This is a genomic window from Bowmanella yangjiangensis (assembly GCF_018531185.1).
Classification (GTDB): domain Bacteria; phylum Pseudomonadota; class Gammaproteobacteria; order Enterobacterales; family Alteromonadaceae; genus Bowmanella; species Bowmanella yangjiangensis.
In genome coordinates this window covers 278,897-298,742 of record NZ_JAHDJU010000003.1, presented here as the reverse complement: position 1 = coordinate 298,742, position 19,846 = coordinate 278,897, and the positions used below count along the sequence as shown (strand labels likewise).

16 protein-coding genes are annotated in these 19,846 nt (G+C 50.6%); 5 read left to right on the top strand and 11 right to left on the bottom strand.

All coding sequences use genetic code 11. The features are described 5' to 3' along the window. Window positions 1-56 precede the first annotated feature (56 nt). Window positions 57-590 (bottom strand): hypothetical protein, encoded by a 534-nt coding sequence (locus KJY73_RS16940; RefSeq protein WP_214344901.1) that lies wholly within the window; start codon window positions 588-590, stop codon window positions 57-59. Between the two features lie 122 nt (window positions 591-712). On the opposite strand from KJY73_RS16940, the gene tmpT reads away from it, so the two are divergent. Next, window positions 713-1,354 carry a thiopurine S-methyltransferase gene (gene tmpT, locus KJY73_RS16935; RefSeq protein ID WP_214344900.1) on the top strand — a complete coding sequence of 214 codons (642 nt, stop codon included), beginning with the start codon at window positions 713-715 and terminating at the stop codon, window positions 1,352-1,354. Beyond that, on the top strand, window positions 1,354-1,911 hold the full coding sequence (locus KJY73_RS16930) for a GNAT family N-acetyltransferase (protein ID WP_214344899.1): 558 nt from the start codon (window positions 1,354-1,356) through the stop codon (window positions 1,909-1,911). Before tmpT ends, KJY73_RS16930 begins: the two co-directional genes overlap by 1 nt. Before the next feature lie 44 nt (window positions 1,912-1,955). Here the strand turns inward: KJY73_RS16930 and KJY73_RS16925 are convergent, their stop codons facing one another. The 3 genes from KJY73_RS16925 to KJY73_RS16915 all read right to left on the bottom strand — a co-directional run bounded on the left by KJY73_RS16925 (window position 1,956) and on the right by KJY73_RS16915 (window position 9,457). Then, window positions 1,956-4,790, bottom strand: coding sequence for a M16 family metallopeptidase (locus tag KJY73_RS16925; protein ID WP_214344898.1), 2,835 nt, complete (start codon window positions 4,788-4,790; stop codon window positions 1,956-1,958). Window positions 4,791-4,970: 180 nt separating this feature from the next. Next, complete coding sequence (locus KJY73_RS16920) at window positions 4,971-7,628, bottom strand: serine/threonine-protein kinase (RefSeq protein WP_214344897.1); 2,658 nt, start codon at window positions 7,626-7,628, stop codon at window positions 4,971-4,973. Between the two features lie 188 nt (window positions 7,629-7,816). Next, window positions 7,817-9,457 carry an electron transfer flavoprotein-ubiquinone oxidoreductase gene (locus KJY73_RS16915; RefSeq protein WP_332874222.1) on the bottom strand — a complete coding sequence of 547 codons (1,641 nt, stop codon included), beginning with the start codon at window positions 9,455-9,457 and terminating at the stop codon, window positions 7,817-7,819. Between the two features lie 256 nt (window positions 9,458-9,713). On the opposite strand from KJY73_RS16915, the gene KJY73_RS16910 reads away from it, so the two are divergent. The 3 genes from KJY73_RS16910 (at window position 9,714) to KJY73_RS16900 (ending at window position 13,139) form a co-directional block, all read left to right on the top strand. After that, on the top strand, window positions 9,714-10,463 hold the full coding sequence (locus tag KJY73_RS16910) for an electron transfer flavoprotein subunit beta/FixA family protein (RefSeq protein ID WP_214344896.1): 750 nt from the start codon (window positions 9,714-9,716) through the stop codon (window positions 10,461-10,463). Continuing rightward, the gene (locus KJY73_RS16905) at window positions 10,463-11,389 is read left to right on the top strand and encodes an electron transfer flavoprotein subunit alpha/FixB family protein (protein WP_214344895.1); all 927 of its coding nucleotides are present in this window, start codon (window positions 10,463-10,465) and stop codon (window positions 11,387-11,389) included. Before KJY73_RS16910 ends, KJY73_RS16905 begins: the two co-directional genes overlap by 1 nt. A gap of 304 nt (window positions 11,390-11,693) precedes the next feature. Continuing rightward, window positions 11,694-13,139, top strand: coding sequence for a transglutaminase-like domain-containing protein (locus tag KJY73_RS16900; protein WP_214344894.1), 1,446 nt, complete (start codon window positions 11,694-11,696; stop codon window positions 13,137-13,139). A 117-nt stretch (window positions 13,140-13,256) separates the two neighbouring features. Here the strand turns inward: KJY73_RS16900 and KJY73_RS16895 are convergent, their stop codons facing one another. The 7 genes from KJY73_RS16895 to trpCF all read right to left on the bottom strand — a co-directional run bounded on the left by KJY73_RS16895 (window position 13,257) and on the right by trpCF (window position 19,846). Continuing rightward, window positions 13,257-14,867 (bottom strand): methyl-accepting chemotaxis protein, encoded by a 1,611-nt coding sequence (locus KJY73_RS16895; protein ID WP_214344893.1) that lies wholly within the window; start codon window positions 14,865-14,867, stop codon window positions 13,257-13,259. A gap of 135 nt (window positions 14,868-15,002) precedes the next feature. Further along, the gene (gene arfB, locus KJY73_RS16890; RefSeq protein ID WP_214344892.1) at window positions 15,003-15,416 is read right to left on the bottom strand and encodes an alternative ribosome rescue aminoacyl-tRNA hydrolase ArfB; all 414 of its coding nucleotides are present in this window, start codon (window positions 15,414-15,416) and stop codon (window positions 15,003-15,005) included. 62 nt (window positions 15,417-15,478) lie between these two features. Beyond that, window positions 15,479-15,778: a YciI family protein gene (locus tag KJY73_RS16885; RefSeq protein WP_214344891.1), complete on the bottom strand. Its 300-nt coding sequence runs from the start codon at window positions 15,776-15,778 to the stop codon at window positions 15,479-15,481. A 5-nt stretch (window positions 15,779-15,783) separates the two neighbouring features. Next, the gene (locus KJY73_RS16880; RefSeq protein ID WP_206595314.1) at window positions 15,784-16,350 is read right to left on the bottom strand and encodes a septation protein A; all 567 of its coding nucleotides are present in this window, start codon (window positions 16,348-16,350) and stop codon (window positions 15,784-15,786) included. A gap of 130 nt (window positions 16,351-16,480) precedes the next feature. Then, entirely contained in the window at window positions 16,481-17,287 is an 807-nt protein-coding gene (gene trpA / locus KJY73_RS16875; protein ID WP_214344890.1) for a tryptophan synthase subunit alpha, read from the bottom strand. After that, entirely contained in the window at window positions 17,280-18,473 is a 1,194-nt protein-coding gene (gene trpB, locus KJY73_RS16870; RefSeq protein WP_214344889.1) for a tryptophan synthase subunit beta, read from the bottom strand. The genes trpA and trpB overlap by 8 nt, the downstream gene beginning before the upstream one ends. Continuing rightward, window positions 18,473-19,846, bottom strand: coding sequence for a bifunctional indole-3-glycerol-phosphate synthase TrpC/phosphoribosylanthranilate isomerase TrpF (trpCF, locus tag KJY73_RS16865; protein WP_214344888.1), 1,374 nt, complete (start codon window positions 19,844-19,846; stop codon window positions 18,473-18,475). Before trpCF ends, trpB begins: the two co-directional genes overlap by 1 nt.

The window sequence follows — 19,846 nt, the reverse complement described above, 5'->3', positions numbered from 1 at the left end:
CAGGGGAAAACTGAATAGAAAAAAGGGCCGTGTGGCCCTTTTTTATTGCTTGCTTGTCAGGGCCGTTTACCTACCGGGATCATGATGTGGGCATAGGGAGTGTCTTTCCACATTACGTATGGTCCTCCGTAGTAAGGATCGGTAGGCAAAGCGTCCAATAGCGCCTTATCTGGTGTGATGAGCATCAGGTGCGGTCCTTCCACTATCCATTGGTTATCCTTGCTTTCACCTTCAGCGAAAGGGTCGGTATTGCTGGCGCCACCGTCTCCTGCCAACATATAGGAAATACCAATACCTGTAGCTTCAAAGGGCTGCTTGTTCATCCAGGCGTGGGCCCAGGCCATCCAAGTGTCGTCCATACACATGGGGGACGTGCCTTGCAGTTGTGGCGGGGTAGGGAAGCAGGTGTAGCCGCTATCGCCTTGTTGCAGAACATTCTTGTCCCAGTCCATTACCGTCACCTTGTCCCTCAGTGTGGGTGGTGCGGCATTCAGCGCATCATCAAGCATGGCTTGTTGATTGTCTGCCGCCATACTTCCTAGGCTTGCTATTGCCATCAGAGTGGTAAGCGTTAAGGGGCGGATATTCATGGGATTTCCTCATGAACTGTCATCAGGGAAACTGAGAAGCTCAGTATAGTTCAAAGTGCATCAGCAAGACGTACAGCCTCAAACTCAGTATCATGGCAGCCTGACAATCAGGGAGACCGACAGTGCAAGCAAGTTTCTGGCAGCAAAAATGGCAAAATAACGAATTGGGCTTTCATTTACCCGAGCCTCATCCCAAGTTGGTCAGGCATATTGGTCGTTTAGGGTTAAAACCCGGTGACCGGGTTTTTCTGCCGCTGTGCGGCAAAAGTCTGGATATCGCCTGGTTGCTTCAACAAGGTTTCAAGGTGGTCGGTGCTGAGTGGGTACAACAGGCGGTAGAGCAACTTTTTGCTGAGCTTGGGGTTGAACCGACCATTACCCAAATTGGCCAGCTTAGCCGATACAGCGCCCATCAACTGGATATATTGGTCGGCGATATTTTTGCTGTGGATGCTGATACCTTGGGGCTGGTTGATGCGGTATACGATAGAGCCGCTTTGGTCGCGTTGCCGGCTGACAAGCGTATTCTGTATAGCCGCCATCTGGCTGCCATCAGCGGATTTGCTTCCCAGCTTTTAATTAGCTTTGAGTATGACCAGAGCTTACTCAGTGGCCCCCCATTTTCTGTGCCGCCAGAGGAGGTAAAAGCCCATTATCAGGATATGTTTACCCTTGAACTCTTGGAGTCAAAGGCCATTAAAGGTGGCCTGAAGGGCAAATGCCCGGCGGATGAGCAGGCCTGGTTGTTATCGGCCAAATCATAATGAAAACGGGGAATATGGTGCTTGCAACCGATAGGTTGACTATCAGAGTGTTGCACCCTCATGAATGGGAGCTGCAGCACGAATACGAGGTGCAGAACAAAGATCACCTCGCCCCTTGGGAGCCATTGCGTGCGCCAGACTACTTTACTCCCGCACAATGCCAAGCGCGGATTGCGCAGCGTTTTGCTGATTATCAGGCTGGCTGTCAGCTGCCGCTGGTGGCATTTGAGCATCAGAGCGGGCAATTAGTCGCGCAGGCTTGCTTTAGCCAGATTGTGCGTGGCCCTTTTCAGGCCTGCTATTTGGGCTACTCGATGGATCATCGTTTTCAAGGGCAGGGACTGATGTTTGAAATGCTCTCACCTTGTATTGAGTATATTTTCGGGGAGTTAACGTTGAATCGAATTATGGCTAACTATTTGCCCGAGAATAAACGTAGTGCGCGTTTGTTGGCGCGCTTGGGGTTTGCGCAGGAAGGCCTGGCCAAGCGCTATTTAAAGATTAATGGCCGATGGCGGGACCATGTCCTGACGGCCAAATTAAGCCCTTATCAGTAATAAAAAACGGCCCAATTGGGCCGTTTTTTATTGATGCATAGGGGTTAAAGCTTGAACTCAACCACTTTACGGCCGAGTTTTTCCAGCTCAGGTTTAAGTGTTTTGGCGTCACCCACCACCACTGTCAGCATTTCATCCAGTTTAAGATGCTTGGCTGCCAGGGCATTGATTTCCGCTTTACTGATGTTATCAACAATGGCCGAACGTTCTTTGACAAAGCTTGGCTTTAGGTCAAATTCCAGAATTTGCGCCAGGAAACCCAGTTTGGCACGCGGCGTCTCATACTTCAGTGCGTCTTTTTGATTGATGGCCAGACGCATAAAGCTTAGCTCTTCGTCACTGATCCCCTTTTCGGCGTACTGGCTAATCTCTTTGTAGAACTCAGCCAGAGCGGCTTGTGTGGCATCAGCACGCACATCGGCAGAGGCCGAGAAAGTTCCCGTGTATTGGTCTCCCCAGAAACCTGTCCAGGCCCCATAGGTATAGCCTTTGTCTTCACGTAGGTTCATATTGATGCGGCTGTTAAATGCCCCTCCCAGTGGGAAGTTCATCAGGCCAGTGCGGTAGTATTCGCCGGTAATATCTATGGGTAGCGCAGGTTTAGCGACGCGGATAGCGGATTGTGCCGCTTCGTCTTTATTTACCAGGTAAATAACACCCGGCTCAAACTGCGCTGTACCAATGCTGGGCGCGGTATGTGGGGCTTGTCCTTGCCAGGCTCTCAGCTTAGGCATGGCCGAGAATACTTCAGCCTTGTCCAGGCTGGACACCAGGATCATCTCACCACCCACCGGTTTAAACCAGGTGTTGTAGAAGGCTTTCACGTCATCCAGACTGATACTGGCCAACGTCTGCTCTGTACCGCCGTCAGGCAGTCCAGCAATGCTGTTACCGTACATAAGTTGCCTGGTGGCTTTACTGGCCAGATAACCTGCATCTTTTTGGGCATTTTTAACCCCTTCGATGCGCTGCTTCTGAATGCGAGCAAAGTCATCTTGATTGAAAGCAGGTTCAAACAGGTATTCTTCCAGTAAGGCGAGCGTCGCTGGCAGGTTCTCACTCAGGCTGTTAACAAATACGTTGAGATTTTCGTCTCCGGCCGACACCCGAATACTACTACCCAGCTTTTCCAGCTCACGGGTCATCTGCTCACTGCTGCGAGACTGAGTCGACTCGGTCAGCATGGCGGCCAGAATACTCGCTACGCCGGCTTTATCCAGGTTTTGTTGGTAGTTGCCGCCGCGAATCTTCAGCAACAGAGATGTGGTGGGCGTTTCGTCATTGTGGGTGCCAAGTACTTCAATGCCATTTTCCCAGTTTTCCTGCCAGTACTGTGGCACGGCCACTGCAGGATTTGCGCCCGGAGCAGGGCGAATGGAACGGTCAAAGTCGTCTTTGGCTACCCTGACGTTCAAGTCATCCGCTGTGGTGGTGGAAGGGCCCATTTCTAGTGGTTTCGGCAGGGTGAAGTTATCTGCTGCGGCTACAAGTTGTGTCTGGCCTTTGGGTACCACACTCATCACCACAGAAGGTTTGCCTTTGATGTAAGTGTTATAGACTCGCATCACGTCTTCTTTGCTGACGCGTTTATAACGATCTACCTGCTCGTTAATGTAATTGGGGTTGCCCAGCAAGGTCTCATAGTTGGCCAATTGTGCCACTTTGCCATGGACAGATTGCAGGCCAAATATCGCGTCAGACAGCATTTCTGCTTTGATTTTTGCCAAGTCATCATCAGTTACGCCGCGCTGCTCAAACTCGGCCAGACTATTACGGATAATGCTCTCCATATCAGCCAGGGTTTTACCTGACGCTGGGTGAGGCAAGGCGAAAAGCGTAAATTGACAAGCTAATTCAGAACAGCCGTGGCCGGCAGAGGCCTGTACTGCCAGTTGATTCTTCACCAAGTTCTGGTACAGCAGCGAATTGTTGCCAGAACCGATGATCTGCATCAGTACATCTAAAGGGGCTTCATCTGCATGGAACAAATGCACCGTGGGGTAGGCAATATACACTAAGGGCAGGTGCACATTGTCTTCCATGGAAATATAACGGGTATTATCCAGACTGACTTTAGGCTTGGCCATAGGTTCTACTTCTGGACCTGCCGGAATAGAGCCAAAGTATTTTTCTACCAGGGCCAGTACTTCTTCGGCTTTAACGTCGCCGCCTACGGTCAGGGTGGCATTGTTTGGCCCATACCAGCGCAGGAAGAAGGCTTTGAGGTCGTTAACATTGACCCGGTTTAAATCGTCCATCCAGCCAATCACCGGCCAGGAATAGGGATGGCCTTCGGGATAAAGGGCCTGGGCAACTCGCTCTCCTAAGCGTCCATAGGGTTGATTGTCGATACGTTGACCCCGTTCGTTTTTGACGGTTTCACGCTGGACCTCAAATTTTTCCTGGGTTACCGCATCCAGCAAGAAACCCATGCGATCCGCTTCCAACCACAGCATGGTTTCCAATTGGTTAACCGGCACGGTTTCAAAGTAATTGGTACGATCTGAATTGGTGGTGCCGTTCATGGTGCCACCGGCCTCGGTAACAATCTTAAAATGTTCATCATCGGCGACGTTTTCAGAGCCTTGGAACATCATATGTTCGAAGAAATGCGCAAAGCCCGATTTACCCAGCTCTTCGCGGGCGGAACCAACATGATAAGTAACATCAACATGTACCAGAGGATCGGAGTTATCCTCATGGACAATCAAGGTCAAGCCATTCGCTAATCGGTATTTTTTATAGGGAATAACCAATTGTGTTCCCTGGTTGGCAACACTTTCAACTAATGTTGTTGTGTTGGAAGGCACCTGCTGGGTGCTGCTGCAGGCGCTTAGGCCGGCGATGGCCATAGCAATGACTAGTTTATTTACTTTCACTTTTATTGTTTCCCGTTTTTTTATCGTCCATGGCGCATGTTGCGCGAGTTAGGAGCTTTTAGTGCAAACGCCAAACTATGAAAATACTCGCTTCCTTTTGCAATCACAAACTTGTTAGAAAGCATTACAACTGTTTGTTAATTAATCAGAAGTTTGCAAGCTTAGGATTTGCTTCGTGTTTCAAATGGCGGCTCGCTTTGTCGCTTCTGCTTGCAATCTATGCAGTTGGTCATGCACCCAGTTCAGGCTGGGGCGCGGGATTTCCGTAGTTTGATTGGCAAGATCTGAGGCTTGCTGTAGGTAATGCAAGGATTGGGCGCCCAATTCGGCCTGTAAACTAATTTTGGCCAGCTCTACCAAGGGCTCATACTGCGCAGGGTGATCCTCTCGAATTGAGCGCCAGGCCAAGATAATTTTCTCTAAGTTTGATTGAGCTTGTTGTGCATCGCCTTGTCGCAATTGAATTGTGGCTGTAAGCAGGGCGGTTTCCAGAGTTTTCGAGTGGGCATATCCCCACATTTCAGTCTCTTTGGCGAGAACCATATTGGCAAGCGTACTTGCTTGTTGGAGTCGGTCAGTTTGCTGGTAAAGGCTAGCCAATGAACTTTGCGCTTGATACAGCAGGCCATTTACCTCGCCCACCAGCGGCGGTAAACCGGCAATTACCTCGTCTAACAACGCTTCGGCCGCTTGGTATTCACCTTGCTTAAGCTTAACCCTGGCCAATCGATACTTAGCTTCATAGGCGTCCTGATGGGCGTTGCCGTAAATTTTTATGCTGCTTTGCAAGTATTGATTGGCATAGTCGACCGCCTTTTCATGGTTACCGAGCATTTCTTGCAAGGTTGCCAGGCGACCTAAGTTATACACAGTAAGGCTGTGCTGCTCACCCAAAACTTCAGCAGAGCGGGTTAAGCCTAATTGGAAATAGTCTGCAGCCTGAGCATAGTTCCATAGTGCGAAGTGATCGGCCCCTAAACTGGTGATGGCCAATATAGTGACAATGTTATCTTCACCTAAGGCTTTTCGGGCAGCTTGAAGAACCTGCATATGTATATCAACCGCATCTTGGGAACGACCGGTATCGTTGTAAAACCCTCCCAGGTTGGTCATTTGTCCGAGTGTGAATTCGCTGTCCGGCCCGCGCACGATTTTACTCAGCTCCACTGCCTCTTCGAGCAATGGTAAGCGCTCGGTATGCCGGTCAGCACGGCTATAGGTATTGCTCAGTGACAACAGCACATTCAGCAGGCCCCTGCTGTCACTGTTATTGTTGGCGCGATGAATAGCCAGGGCCTTTTCCAAATGCGCTATAGCGGGTAGCAGTACGCCAATACGATAGTAAATGTCGCCGACTTCCCGTCTGACTGCGGCTTCTATCAAGGGCTGCTTCGCCAGGGCACTGTTTTCATCATCCAGTTTGGCGCTGGCGCTATCCAGTACTTCGCGCAAACTGATTTCCCGGCCTTGTGCCTCTGTGGGGCGGAGTTTATTAAACATCGAGGTCAGAAAACGGCTGACCGCTTCTGACTTTCCGCGCTCAGTTTCGGCTTTATCGCGCTGCTGCTGAGCTATATCCCTTTCGGCTTTGACTTGCACTGACTGCAACCAGATTGCCGTTGATGCGACGCTAACCATAATCAGCAAAGTCAGGCTAAGTGCGCTGGCCAGCATATTACGCCGCAAGAATTTTCCGCTTCGATACATCAGCGAGCTGGCACGGGCCTTAACAGGTTTGTGATTCAGAACATTGTCGAGATCCTTTCCCAGCTCCCAGACTGAGGCGTAGCGCATCTCCGGCTCTTTGTTTAAGGCTTTAAGCAATATGTTGTCCAAGTCGCCTGCCAACTGGCGGCTCAACAACCTGTTGGGTTGTGCTTTGTTGTCGGATACCTCCAAAACCGCTTGGCTGGGTGGGCGAGGGACGGTTTCCAGGATGGACTTTTCTAAGGCAAAGGGCGTGCTTTTAGCCTCAAATAGCGGCATGTCGGTAAGCAGTTCATAAAACAAGGCGCCCAGCGCATACACATCGGTTGCCACGGTAATACTATGCCCCTGAATCTGTTCTGGGCTGGCATACAAGGGGGTCATGGCGCGTTCTTGAGTGCGGGTATCCATGCCCCACTGATCATTGAGTGTGTTGTCGAGTAATTTGGCAATGCCGAAATCCAGTAACTTAGGTTCTCCATCGGCCTGGACTAAAATGTTGGACGGCTTAAAGTCGCGGTGCACAATCAATTTTTGGTGGGCGTATTGGACGGCCTGACAAACTTTAATAAACAATCTTAATTTACCAGGCAGATCCAGTCCGCGTTTCTGACAGTGCTGTTTAATGTCCAGACCATCAACATATTCCATCACTAAGTAGGGAAGCCCCTGTTCGGTGGTGCCGCCGTCCAATAGCCGGGCGATGTTTGGATGCTGTAACTGAGCCAGGATTTGGCGTTCAGTTTTAAACCGCTGCTGCATCGCCTGACTGGTTTGCTGGCTGGTGCGAATAAGTTTAATGGCCACTTGTTGCTGGTATTGATGGTCGGCTCGCTCAGCCAGATAAACCGCCCCCATACCGCCTTCTGCCAAAGGTTTTAAAAGTCGGTAGGGGCCAAGCAACTGACCACTGAGATCTTGATCGGGGTTCAAAAATGCCTGAGCAGCTTGTAATACCGGTGTTATCAAGGTGTCGGCATGTCCGTCGTGAGCCAGCAGTGAGTATACTTTGTCAACCAACGCCGAATCATTGCCGCATTGTTCCTGCAAAAAAGCGAGCTGCTGTGCTTGTGGAAGTTCTTGTGCCTGATGAAATAGCGCTTCTATGCGTTGCCAATCGTTGTCCTTCATTTGCTGCCCTGATGTTGTTTGCCGATGTGTGAGTGAAAACTGTACAACAAGGCCTTAATAGTAGCCTATCTACTTGGTATTTCAGCGATTATTTGAATATGACTAAGATTCGGGGGAATCCATAGTGAGAGGATTGTGGAGAAACCACAGAGCACAAAAAAAACAGGCCCCGTGTGGGGCCTGCTAGCTTACATATTCGGGTAATTGGGTCCACCCGTGCCTTCCGGCACCACCCAGCGAATGTTCTGAGTTGGGTCTTTAATGTCACAGGTTTTACAGTGCACACAGTTTTGCGCATTTATCTGCAGCTTGGGCCCGTCACTTTCTTCAACTATTTCATAAACCCCGGCGGGGCAGTAGCGCTGCGCTGGCTCATCAAAACGCGCCAGATTAACGCTAATGGGGATTGTGTTATCTTTGAGCTGTAAATGGCAAGGCTGGTCTTCTTCATGGTTGGTGTTAGACAAAAACACCGATGACAGCTTATCAAAACTCAAAACACCATCCGGTTTCGGGTAGGTCAGTTTCTGACACTGACCCTTGTCTTTCAACTGTTCGTGATCCACGCTGTCGTCTCGCAGAGTAACCGGCAGCTTTCCGGCGAACCAATTTTGCTCAAGTGTGTTAAAGGCACCGCCCCAAAATGTGCCGAACTTGTGCATAGCTGGGCCGAAATTACGCGAACGGTAGAGTTCATCAAATAACCAGGAGGCACTGAGTTTCTCAGCATAGGCCTGTAGATCTTGACCTTCACCGCCAGATTTTATCGCGTCAAATAAGGTTTCGGCGGCGAGCATGCCGGACTTCATGGCCGTGTGATTGCCCTTGATCTTGGCAAAGTTCAGGGTGCCGGCTTCACAACCCACCAGCAACCCGCCAGGGAAGGTCATCTTTGGTAAGGAGTTTAAACCGCCCTTGGCAATGGCGCGTGCCCCATAGGCCACTCGTTTTCCACCTTGCAGATATTGTTTATATACCGGGTGGTGCTTGAGGCGCTGGAATTCATCAAAAGGACTGAGGTAAGGGTTGCTGTAATTTAAATCCACAATCAATCCCACCAGAACCTGACCGTTCTCGGCATGGTACAAATAGCCGCCACCACTGGCTTCATTTAATGGCCAGCCGCCACTGTGCACCACCAGACCTTCCTGATGTTTATCGGCAGGCACATCCCAGATTTCTTTAAAGCCAATGGCGTAATGTTGTGGGGATTTGTCTTTGTCTAATGCGAATTTGGCAATCAGTTCTTTGCCCAAATGGCCGCGGCAGCCCTCAGCAAATACAGTGTACTTAGCGCGTAATTCCATACCCGGCATAAAGCCGTCCTTCGCTTCACCTTTGGCATCCAGGCCCATATCGCCGGTTATTACCCCTTTGACTACATCGTCTTCGATAATCAAACTGGCGGCGGCAAAACCGGGGAAAATCTCTACACCCAGTTCCTCTGCCTGTTGAGCCAACCAGCGACAGACATTGCCCATGCTGACAATATAGTTGCCCTCATTGTGCATGGTCTTGGGGGTCATAAAGCCGGGAAGTTTGCTGCCATCAGCTTCGTTCTTAAGTAGATAGATATGATCTTCTTTAACTTGGGTGGTCAGCGGCGCCCCTTTCTCCTGCCAGTCAGGAAAAAGCTCGTTGAGGGCGCGAGGTTCGAATACTGCACCGGAGAGTATATGAGCGCCTACTTCTGAGCCTTTCTCCACCACACAGATCATCAGCTCTTGATCATGTTCGCGGCTAAGCTGAGCAAGGCGGCAGGCGGTGGAAAGACCCGCCGGTCCGGCTCCGACAATAACGACGTCAAATTCCATCGATTCTCTTTCCACTACAGACTCCTCAAAATGTCTTGTTACTGGTCTATTCTTGCTCTGTGCCTCTAGCTAAAGGCGTAGGCTATAGCTGTTCTAGGTTAATAAAGTATCAGCCCAGGATTAATTTGTTGTAAATTTATCTGCCCGCGGCAAAGGGTAGTGTTGGTTGACGTTTACGTCAACAGGAAGTACATTTTTGCCATAAACGGAATGCTCCCACCCCGAGGGGCAACACAGGAATTGCCCTGTATCCTCAAATGAAGGTGTCAAGATGAAGATATTAGTGCCAGTTAAACGCGCCATTGACTATAACGTCAAGGTGCGGGTGAAGTCGGATCAATCCGGTGTGGACCTTGCCAATACCAAAATGGCCATTAACCCATTCTGTGAAATTGCTGTGGAAGAGGCTGTGCGCCTGAGAGAACAGGGGATTGCCAGCGAGATTGTGGTGGTCTCAATTGGTGATAAAGCCTGCCAGGAACAAATTCGTACGGCCTTGGCGTTAGGCGCTGATCGTGGCCTGCATATTGAAACCGAACAGTCGCTGGAATCATTGCAAGTCGCCAAACTGCTGCAAAAAGTAGTGGAAGCCGAGCAACCGCAATTGGTGATTCTGGGTAAACAGAGCATTGATTCAGATAACAACCAAACCGGCCAAATGCTGGCAGCCTTATGCGGTTTGCCGCAAGGTACCTTTGCTTCAAAAGTGGAAATTAGCGGTGACAAGGTCAAGGTTACCCGCGAGGTGGACGGCGGCTTACAAACCGTATCACTGACCTTGCCAGCGGTGGTAACCACCGACCTGCGTTTGAACGAGCCCCGTTATGCCTCACTGCCAAATATCATGAAGGCCAAACGTAAACCGCTGGATGTCAAAGCTGCAGCGGATTTTGGGGTGGAACTGACATCCAAGGTTAAGCTGCTCAAAGTGGAAGCGCCTGCTCAGCGTCAAGGCGGTGTGAAGGTGGCTGATGTGGCTGAGCTGGTGGCAAAACTGAAAAATGAAGCGAAGGTGATCTAATGGCGATTCTGGTATACGTAGAACATGACAACGCGCACCTGAAGGCGGAAAACCTTAAGCTGGTGGATGCGGCTATAAAAATGGGCAGCGAGCTGCACTTATTGGTCGCCGGTTACCAGTGTCAGGACGTGGCTCAGCAAGCGGCAACACTGGCTGGCGTGAGCAAAGTGTTGGTGGCCGATGATGCGGCTTATGAGCACCAGCTCGCTGAAAATATTGGTGAACTGGTTACTGAGCTGGGGCGTGATTACAGCCATATCCTGGCCGCGGCCACCACCACGGGTAAAAACTTTATGCCCCGGGTGGCGGCGCTACTGGATGTTGCGCAAATCTCCGACATTATCAAAGTGGAGAGTGCCGATACCTTTGTGCGCCCCATTTATGCTGGTAACGCTATCGCTACTGTGCAAAGTGAAGATGCGATCAAGGTTATCACGGTACGTACCAGTGCGTTTGATGCCGTTGAGCAAAGCGGTAGCGCTGCGGTAGAGGCCATTAGCCTTAGCAAGGAAAATAGCTTAAGTGCCTTTGTGGGGGCTGAACTGACCAAGTCTGAGCGTCCGGAGCTCACCGCGGCGCGCGTGGTGATTTCCGGTGGACGTGGTATGCAAAATGGCGACAACTTTAAGTTGTTGGAAGGCATTGCAGATAAGCTTGGCGCGGCCATTGGCGCGTCTCGTGCGGCGGTAGATGCAGGCTTTGTACCTAACGATATGCAGGTGGGACAAACCGGTAAGATTGTCGCCCCAGAGCTGTATATTGCGGTTGGTATCTCCGGTGCAATTCAGCATTTGGCGGGTATGAAGGACTCCAAATTCATTGTGGCTATCAACAAAGATGAAGAAGCGCCAATCTTCCAAATTGCCGACTATGGTCTGGTAGGTGATCTGTTCCAGATCCTGCCCGAACTGGAAGCCAGTTTGTAATTGCAGATAGCGTGAAAAAAAGGCCGTTCAGCTTTGCTGAGCGGCCTTTTTACTTTAGTCATCACAGTAACCGGCAGCGACTCGAACTTGCTGCTTTATTCGTCAAGTGGTATTAGCTCAGCACGGAAGGAATAAATATTTTCAACATTCTTGGTTTTGTAAATATATTATTCGAATATTTCTTGAACTCCTTTTCTGTCAACAACATAATGGCTCGGCATCTGTACTAAAAACATAATAAATCATCACTTAGCTTCATGACTAAATGTAGGCAACGTGCAACAAAGAATAAGGAGACAGGGGCATGGGAACCGTTAAAACCTTCAGGCTGTTGAGCTTGGCAATAGGCTTGTCGGCGATGAGTTGGCAGGGCGTCGGCGCCGAGCAGCCAGTGCCAAAGCTAGAGATCATTCAGCAACAGATTGATGCCGGTGAGTTCACAGCAAGCAAAGTGCTTATTGAGCAACTTTTGGCGTCAGCGCACTCGCTTTCCCCTGAGCAGTATGACGCCTTTGCCTTTGAATTGGAGCGTATGGGTCGCATTGAGCGCGACTTCCCTTATGATTTTTCTGCATTGCTCAAAAATGTGCGTCGCTATATTCCACAAGCGACCGAGCAGGACGTGCAAGCCTGGTTAGCTCAGAATGTTATCGAGTCCATGCTGATTGATGGGGAAATGCGCTACTTCAAAAGTTCCGGTTATAACCTGATGCATTTAAGCACGGCAGCGCTGGCCAGGCACAAAGAAGTCAATCCACAAGCCAGTTATGACAAACCTGATCCGCTGTATCAAGTGCACCCACACCACAGTGATGTATTGAGCGGCAAGGATATGCCTGTGCGCTTTGAGATTGAATACAAGTTAACCGTCAATGCCGATGCGATACCTGCGGGGGAACTGCTTAAGGCCTGGCTTCCTTATCCTAAACCTATCGAAGGACGTCAGTATAATATTGAGTTGGTGAGCAGTGCGCCTGATGTGGTTAGCCTTGCCCCGGCTGATACGGCGCAAAGAACCGCTTATTTTGAAGCGCCTGCCAAAGCAGGCGAGAAAACCGAGTTTTCGATCCGCTACCGTTATACAGCCAAAGCCTGGCATCAGCCTATTGAACCAGAAAAAGTGGTGCCACTGACACAACCTGAAATGTATCAGGATTATCTGGCTGAGCGCTTACCCCATATTCAGTTCAGCGATGAGCTGAGACAATTATCGGCACGTATCGTCGGCGATGAAACCAACCCTTACCGTATCGCGCAAAAATTGTTTGCCTGGGTTGATACCATTCCCTGGGCCACCGCCCGCGAGTACTCCACTATTCGTAATTTGTCAGAGTATGCCGCGACCACCGGTCACGCTGATTGTGGTCAGCAAACCATGTTGCTGATGACCTTGCTACGTATGAACGGTATTCCCAGTCGCTGGGAGTCAGGATGGGAATTTTCCGACAGCGACTTTGACACTATGCATGACTGGGGGCAGTTTTATCTGGCGCCTTATGGTTGGTTGCCCATGGATGTAACGCATGGCGTGTTGAACAGCGACCAGCCTGAACTGGCCTGGTTTTATCTGGGGGGAATTGACGCCTATCGCTTGATATTCAACAGCGATTATTCGCAGCCCTTCGTACCACAAAAGCAGCACTTTAGGTCTGAAACCCTGGACTCACAGCGCGGTGAAGTAGAGTGGCGGGGCGGCAATCTGTATTTTGACCAGTGGCGGTATTCCATGAACTGGCGTGTCATTGAGTAAGAGTAGGGGCATCATGCCCCTTTCTTGTATTTGAACTGGCCGGTAAGCTCGCGCCGCATTCCCTGGCTAATGGACAACAAACGGGGCGGAACGAGCTGTCATGCTAATAACGCCGATTTATTGCCCCAGCTTAAAAGTATGTACCTGCTGCTCTAAGGTTTGTGAAAGCTGTTGCAGCTCGTTGCTGATGGTCTTGTTGCCCTTGGCGTCCTCAAGGGATTGCTCAGCATTATCGAGAATTCGCAAAATACTTTGGTTAATTTCTTCCGCCGCCAGATTCTGTTCATCTGTGGCATTCGCGATTTGCGTATTCAATTCGTTAATCTGCCGCATGTTCTCCGTCATATCTGCCAGTGATTCTGCAAGTTTTTGAATTTGCTTGGCTTTGATATCTGCCTCGTTGCAGGAGGCTTCCATAGTCTGGACTGTTGCCGCGGCGTCTTTTTGCAGTACTGCGATAGTGCGATGGATCTCATCGGTGGAGTCATGAGTGCGATTGGCTAATGTGCGCACTTCATCGGCCACCACGGCAAATCCTCGTCCCTGTTCTCCGGCCCTGGCAGCTTCGATAGCGGCATTCAAGGCCAGCAGATTGGTTTGTTCTGCAATGGCACTGATGACCTCCAGCACTTTGCCAACCTGCATCGTTTGGTTCTGTAATCGGTTTACCTGCTCCGTGGCCTGGCGGACATGACCTGCCAGTTGGTTAATGCTTTGCTCTGCCTCGGCGGCAATATCCCGACTATGAAACGCGAGTTTGGCGCATTCGTCTGTGGTTGCATGGGCTTGGTGACTGATCTGTTTGACTTGGGCGGATGAACATTCCAGTTCATTGATGGCGGCCGCTACTGAGTCTGTGCTGATTTTCTGTTCAAGGATCATGCGCTCAGAGGTGTCTGCAGAGTTGATAATACGCAGTGCAGATTGGTTCAGTACCGCGCTGGACTGAGAAACTTTAGCCAGGTTTTGCTTAAAGACGTTCATCATTTTATTAAAGTTTCTAGCTAAACGTCCTAATTCGTCATCTGTGGGGTCGTTGACCGTCAGACTGAGATCCTGATTTTCGGTGGCCAGGCGCATAGTGCGGCCTAATTGGGTAATACGATGTATGAGTTTTTTCTTAAACCAGATACCAAGCCCGGTAAAGGTAAGTATAAAAATGCCGGCCAGCAGCAAGGCACTTTGGATGGCGTTGCGATGAATATTATTATCCAGATTGGATAGCGAATAACTGATTTTTACCGCGCCCAATACTTCTCCTTCACTGGCTTGATGGCAACCCAAACAGTTGGTCCCTTTGTAATCGCTGCTGGCAATCATGGGTTTATAGTAGGTCATGATGCGTTCGCCCTTGTTTTCGCCAATAAACAGAGACTGCTCACCTGCCAGGGCCTGACGGTCCTCGGCCGTTTTTGCAGACTGCTCACTATAACCCTCGCCGTACATGTCCTTGATCTTCTGTCCTCTGAGTATCAAGGCCTCGCGGATGTCCTCATGGGCGCGAAATTTTTCACTCAGGGTATCGCGGGTGTGCATAGTGCCGGTCAACATCAGGGTATTGATCGAATCAAAGTAGTTATCAGCCAGGAGTTTGACATTGGACTCCACCGTTGACTCAGCCAACGAACGCTGCTGCTCGTAAAGCATAAAGGTCACAGCTGTCAGCACCAACAGGCAGGTAACGAACAGCAGAAGATAGATTTTGTGGTGAATGTGAGAAAAGCGCATGACGATACTTGCCGGTTGAATCGGGGAGGGCATTAGATTACGTCGTAGGAAGGTTTGACTTGATCCAGCCCAAGTTTCGCTATTTGTTGGTCAATAATTCGGCAGTTATCGGAGGCTTTAACTTAGCAAACAGTCCTAGAAGTCGACCTTGCCACGCAGGTTTTTCTTGGCGCCGGCCTTTTTCTTGCTGTCTACACGGCGCTTTTGTGAGGCCTTGGTCGGCTTAGTTGCCCGCCGGACCTTTTGGGTTTTTCCCGCTGCTCGGATGATATCCAGAAGACGGTTCAGGGCATCTTCACGGTTTTGTTCCTGGGTTCGATAGTTCTGCGCTTTTATGATCAGAATGCCGTCATTACTGATACGACTGTCGGCCAATGTCAATAACCGCTCTTTGTAGAAATCAGGCAGAGACGATGCGCGAATATCGAAACGCAGATGAATGGCACTGGACACTTTATTGACGTTTTGGCCACCACTGCCCTGAGCGCGAATAGCGCTAAGCTCAACCTCGGTTGGATCCAATTGTACGTTACGGCTGATTTGTAGCATCTTAGGGTATCAAGAGTCAGCAGGCAGCAAGCTGACTTTGCTGCCTGTAAACTGTCAAGTGGTTAGGGAAGCACTTTCTTGTAGGGCTTTACAATGGTGCGCTGGTATACACCGGCCGCCATATAGGGATCGGCATCGGCCCAGGCCTGGGCCTGTTCCAGGCTGTCAAACTCAGCAATCACCACTGAGCCGGTAAAACCCGCTTCGCCGGGATCTTCGCAATCAATGGCCGGGCAGGGACCCGCAACCAGTAATTTACCTTGGTCTTTCAGGGCTTGCAGTCGAGCCAAGTGGTCAGGTCGGGCGGCTTTGCGCTGTTCCAGACTACCGGCTTTATCTTCGGAGAAAAATACATACCACATGGCTTTTATCCCTGTTTATTTTCGTCGATTTGTTCATCTTGTTTTTGCTCTTCCGGCATGTAGCGGTAGGCATACATAATGGTCAGAATGGTAAAAATCAGGGTGGCACCTGTCATGCCAAATACTTTGAAGCTAACCCAGGTATCCTGACTGAAGCCATAAGCCACGTAGATATTGGCTAATGCACTGAGCATAAAAAAGGCAGCCCAACTCAGATTGATACGCTTCCAAATGGCTTCGGGTAATTCCATGGCACTGCCCAGCAACTCTTTGAGGGCCGGGCGTTTCATGACCTGACTACCCAGCAAGATTGCCGCGAAAATCACATACACAATGGTGGGTTTCCACATAATAAAGTGCTCGTCATGTAGAGCGATGGTCAGGCCGCCGAACACCACGATCATGGCAAAAAACACCCACTGCTTTTTCGGAATTTCTTTAGTACGTATGTAGGTAACCAGCATTTGCACGGCAGTGGCCGCCATCAATGCGCCGGTTGCCCAGAAAATATCGGCAAATTTGTAAGCCAGGAAGAACACCAGCAGGGGCAGGAATTCCATCAAAAATTGCATAGTCGCGTTTACCTCTTTATCGCAATGGGAGGATAGTACCGAGTTTTGTCATTTCAGGACAGGGCAAGATTGTGAATAGATATATCGGCAGGACAAAATGCGGCAGCGCCGAATGACGCTGCCGGGGATTTTATTTATTGGTGGCGGATTTCATGCCCGCGACAAATTCGCTTAAACGGGTCAGCATCATGGCTTTATCATCCAGATGTTGCTCAATGATCTTAACTGTTGCAGAGCCGGCAATGGCACCGGCAGCGCCAGCCTCGATAGCGGCTTTAACCTGTTCGGGCTTAGAAATACCGAAGCCCAGAATGGGTTTGGCTGCCCCCACGTCATGCAGCTTACTGATAAGGTCAGATGCGGGCATATCGGCGGCGGTTTCTGTTCCTGTTACCCCGGCTCTGCCAAGCAGATAGGTATAGCCGCTGGACAGCTCGCCAATCTGCTGCAAGGTGGCTTGAGAGGCATTGGGCGGCGCTATCAGAATTTGCTGAATGCCATGGGCCTTGGCGGCAGCCATAAAGGGCTCAGCCTCTCGAATCGGTACATCGGCAATCAGAATCGAATCAACGCCGGCTTCGGCCGCCAGTCGGTAAAACTCATCAATACCGGGCGCCAATACTAAATTGCTATACAGTAACAAACCGATGGGAATGTCTTTATGGTGTTCACGGATGCGATGAATAATGGCCAGACAGTCACGGGGCGTGACGCCTTTTTCCAAGGCTCGAATGGCGGACTTCTGGATAGTCGGGCCATCGGCGATGGGATCGGAAAAAGGAATGCCAAGCTCAAGGGCATCGGCACCGCCAGCTACCAGAGCTTCCACCACCGCCAGGCTGGTTTCTACATCCGGGTCACCCAAGGTCACAAAAGGAACGAAAGCGCCTTGCTTTTCGCTTTCCAGGCGCTGGAACATCTGTGCATATCTATCCATTGTGGGTATCCCCTTTCAAAAACTGCTGTACGTGAGCGAGATCTTTATCGCCGCGACCTGACAGGTTAACCACAATCAGGGTTTCCTCTTCAGCGGCGTCCGCCATATTCAGGGCATGGGCCAGCGCGTGGGAAGACTCCAATGCCGGAATAATCCCCTCTTTGCGGGCCAGCAACTGGAAGGCATTCAGTGCTTCTTCGTCGGTGACCGATTCATAAGTGGCGCGGCCTATATCATGTAAATAGGCATGCTGAGGGCCAACGGCGGGGTAATCCAGACCGGCCGATACGGAGTAAGACTCTTCAATTTGGCCTTCCGGCGTTTGCATAATGTAGCTGTAGGCACCATGCAGAATACCTCTGGTACCCTTAGCAATGGCAGCACCATGCTCATGGGTATGCAAACCTTTACCGGCGGGCTCAACACCAATAAGTTGCACTTCTGGGGTATCAATAAAGTCAGCAAAAGCACCAATGGCGTTAGAGCCACCACCCACACAAGCTACGACCGCATCGGGCAGGCGACCTTCTTTTTCCAGGATCTGGGCGCGAATCTCTTCGCCAATCATCTTATGGAATTCCCGCACTATGGTGGGGAAGGGATGAGGGCCAGCCGCGGTGCCGAGCAAATAGTGGGCATCCTGGTAGCTGGCAGACCAGTCACGCAGTGCTTCATTTACCGCGTCTTTGAGGGTACCAGAACCGGCGTTAACCGGAATCACTTCGGCGCCCATCAAACGCATACGGAACACATTGGGAGCCTGACGCTCAACATCTTTGGCCCCCATATAAATACGGGCCTTCAGTCCCAGCAGCGCACAAGCCAGGGCGGTGGCCACACCGTGCTGACCGGCGCCGGTTTCGGCGATGACCTGAGTTTTACCCATACGTTTGGTCAACAGTGCCTGACCCAATACCTGATTGGTTTTATGCGCGCCGCCATGTAACAAGTCTTCGCGCTTCAGGTACAAGGTGACTTTGGGGTTACTGACCAGGTTACGGGTTTTGGTTAATGGCGTAGGACGTCCGGCATAGTCATTCAGCAGGCTTTTAAATTCCTGTTGAAAGTCCGGGTCCTGCTGCGCGTCGAGAAAGGCCTGCTCTAATTGTTCCAGGGCCGGAATTAACAGTTCGGGTACGTACATGCCGCCGTAGTCACCGAATTTGGTGGATAGCTGTTTACTCATTAGTAGTCTCTTAATTGGGTAAATAGTTGCTGTAATTTTTGCTGGTCTTTCACGCCTGGGCGGCTTTCTATGCCGGAGTTTACATCAAGTAATGCCGCTCCGGTGGCTGCTGCCAGTTTTATATTGTCGGGGTTAAGTCCGCCGGCCAGCGCCAGTTTGGTCTTATCGCTGATGCTGCCCAGCAATGCCCAGTCGAATTGCTGGCCAGTACCGCCAAAGCTGCTGCCTATCTGGCAATCCAGCAGGTAGTGGTCAACCAAGGGGTTATCCATTTCGGGCAGGCTGGTGGTCACCCCCAGTGCTTTCCATATTTGGCACTCTGCAGGCAACTGCCCACGCAGGGCGCGAATGTAGTCGTCGCTCTCCTGACCATGTAGCTGCACAGCCACCAACTTCAGTTGGGTGGCAAATTGGGTGACATCATCCAGTGGTGCATTGACGAATACACCCACGTAATGAAAGGGCACTTGCTCTACTATGGCCTGCGCTTGAGTCTGGCTGATACGGCGTTTGGACTGCTCAGCAAAGATAAGCCCGCCATAACTAGCACCTGCGGCTTTTACCGCCTTAGCATCTTCTATACTGGTTAAACCGCAGACTTTTACCTGACCGAACAGCAGCTGTTGCACGGCTTGGGTTAAGTCCTGCTGGGCCATCAGCGAACTGCCTACCAGAAAACCATCGGCCAGCGGAGCTAAACGCAGGACATCCTGATGGGTATAAATACCCGACTCAGAAATCACCAACGCGTCTTGGGGCAACAGCGGCGCGAGTTTTTCCGTGGTTGCCAGGTCGGTACTCAGGTCACGCAGATTACGGTTGTTGATGCCGATAATTTTAGCGCCAAGGCGTGCCGCACGGTGCGCTTCCTCTTGGTTGGATACTTCGGTCAGTACATCCAACCGGTAATGTTCGGCTAGCTCGGCCAGTTCCTGATACTGGGCATCATCCAGCACCGACAACATCAGCAATATGGCGTCAGCGTTGTAGTAACGAGCCAGATGCACCTGGTAGGGGTCGATAAAAAAGTCTTTGTTCAATACCGGCTGGCTGACCCGCTCGGTGACATACTGCAGATAGTCATAGCTACCCTGAAAATACTTTTCATCGGTGAGCACCGAAATCGCCGCGGCATAAGGCTTGTAGGCAGCCAGGATCTCATCGAGATCAAATACCGGTCTAATCAACCCTTTGGAAGGAGAAGCCTTTTTACATTCAAAAATAAATCCGGCCTGAGGCTGGCTTAAGGCCTCGAACATGCTTTTGCTTGAGGGTGTCAGGCCGTCGATAAAACTTTCCAGAGGTAGCGCCTGTTTGCGGGCGATAAGCTCCTGGCGTTTATCTTCGACAATTTTTTCCAATACGTTGGCCAC

Bases quoted from the DNA above. Each gene is read 5' to 3' on its own strand.
- KJY73_RS16940 (WP_214344901.1), bottom strand. From the start codon at position 590: ATGAATATCCGCCCCTTAACGCTTACCACTCTGATGGCAATAGCAAGC.
- KJY73_RS16930 (WP_214344899.1), top strand. From the start codon at position 1,354: ATGAAAACGGGGAATATGGTGCTTGCAACCGATAGGTTGACTATCAGA.
- KJY73_RS16920 (WP_214344897.1), bottom strand. From the start codon at position 7,628: ATGAAGGACAACGATTGGCAACGCATAGAAGCGCTATTTCATCAGGCA.
- KJY73_RS16910 (WP_214344896.1), top strand. From the start codon at position 9,714: ATGAAGATATTAGTGCCAGTTAAACGCGCCATTGACTATAACGTCAAG.
- KJY73_RS16905 (WP_214344895.1), top strand. From the start codon at position 10,463: ATGGCGATTCTGGTATACGTAGAACATGACAACGCGCACCTGAAGGCG.
- KJY73_RS16900 (WP_214344894.1), top strand. From the start codon at position 11,694: ATGGGAACCGTTAAAACCTTCAGGCTGTTGAGCTTGGCAATAGGCTTG.
- KJY73_RS16895 (WP_214344893.1), bottom strand. From the start codon at position 14,867: ATGCGCTTTTCTCACATTCACCACAAAATCTATCTTCTGCTGTTCGTT.
- arfB (WP_214344892.1), bottom strand. From the start codon at position 15,416: ATGCTACAAATCAGCCGTAACGTACAATTGGATCCAACCGAGGTTGAG.
- KJY73_RS16885 (WP_214344891.1), bottom strand. From the start codon at position 15,778: ATGTGGTATGTATTTTTCTCCGAAGATAAAGCCGGTAGTCTGGAACAG.
- KJY73_RS16880 (WP_206595314.1), bottom strand. From the start codon at position 16,350: ATGCAATTTTTGATGGAATTCCTGCCCCTGCTGGTGTTCTTCCTGGCT.
- trpA (WP_214344890.1), bottom strand. From the start codon at position 17,287: ATGGATAGATATGCACAGATGTTCCAGCGCCTGGAAAGCGAAAAGCAA.
- trpB (WP_214344889.1), bottom strand. From the start codon at position 18,473: ATGAGTAAACAGCTATCCACCAAATTCGGTGACTACGGCGGCATGTAC.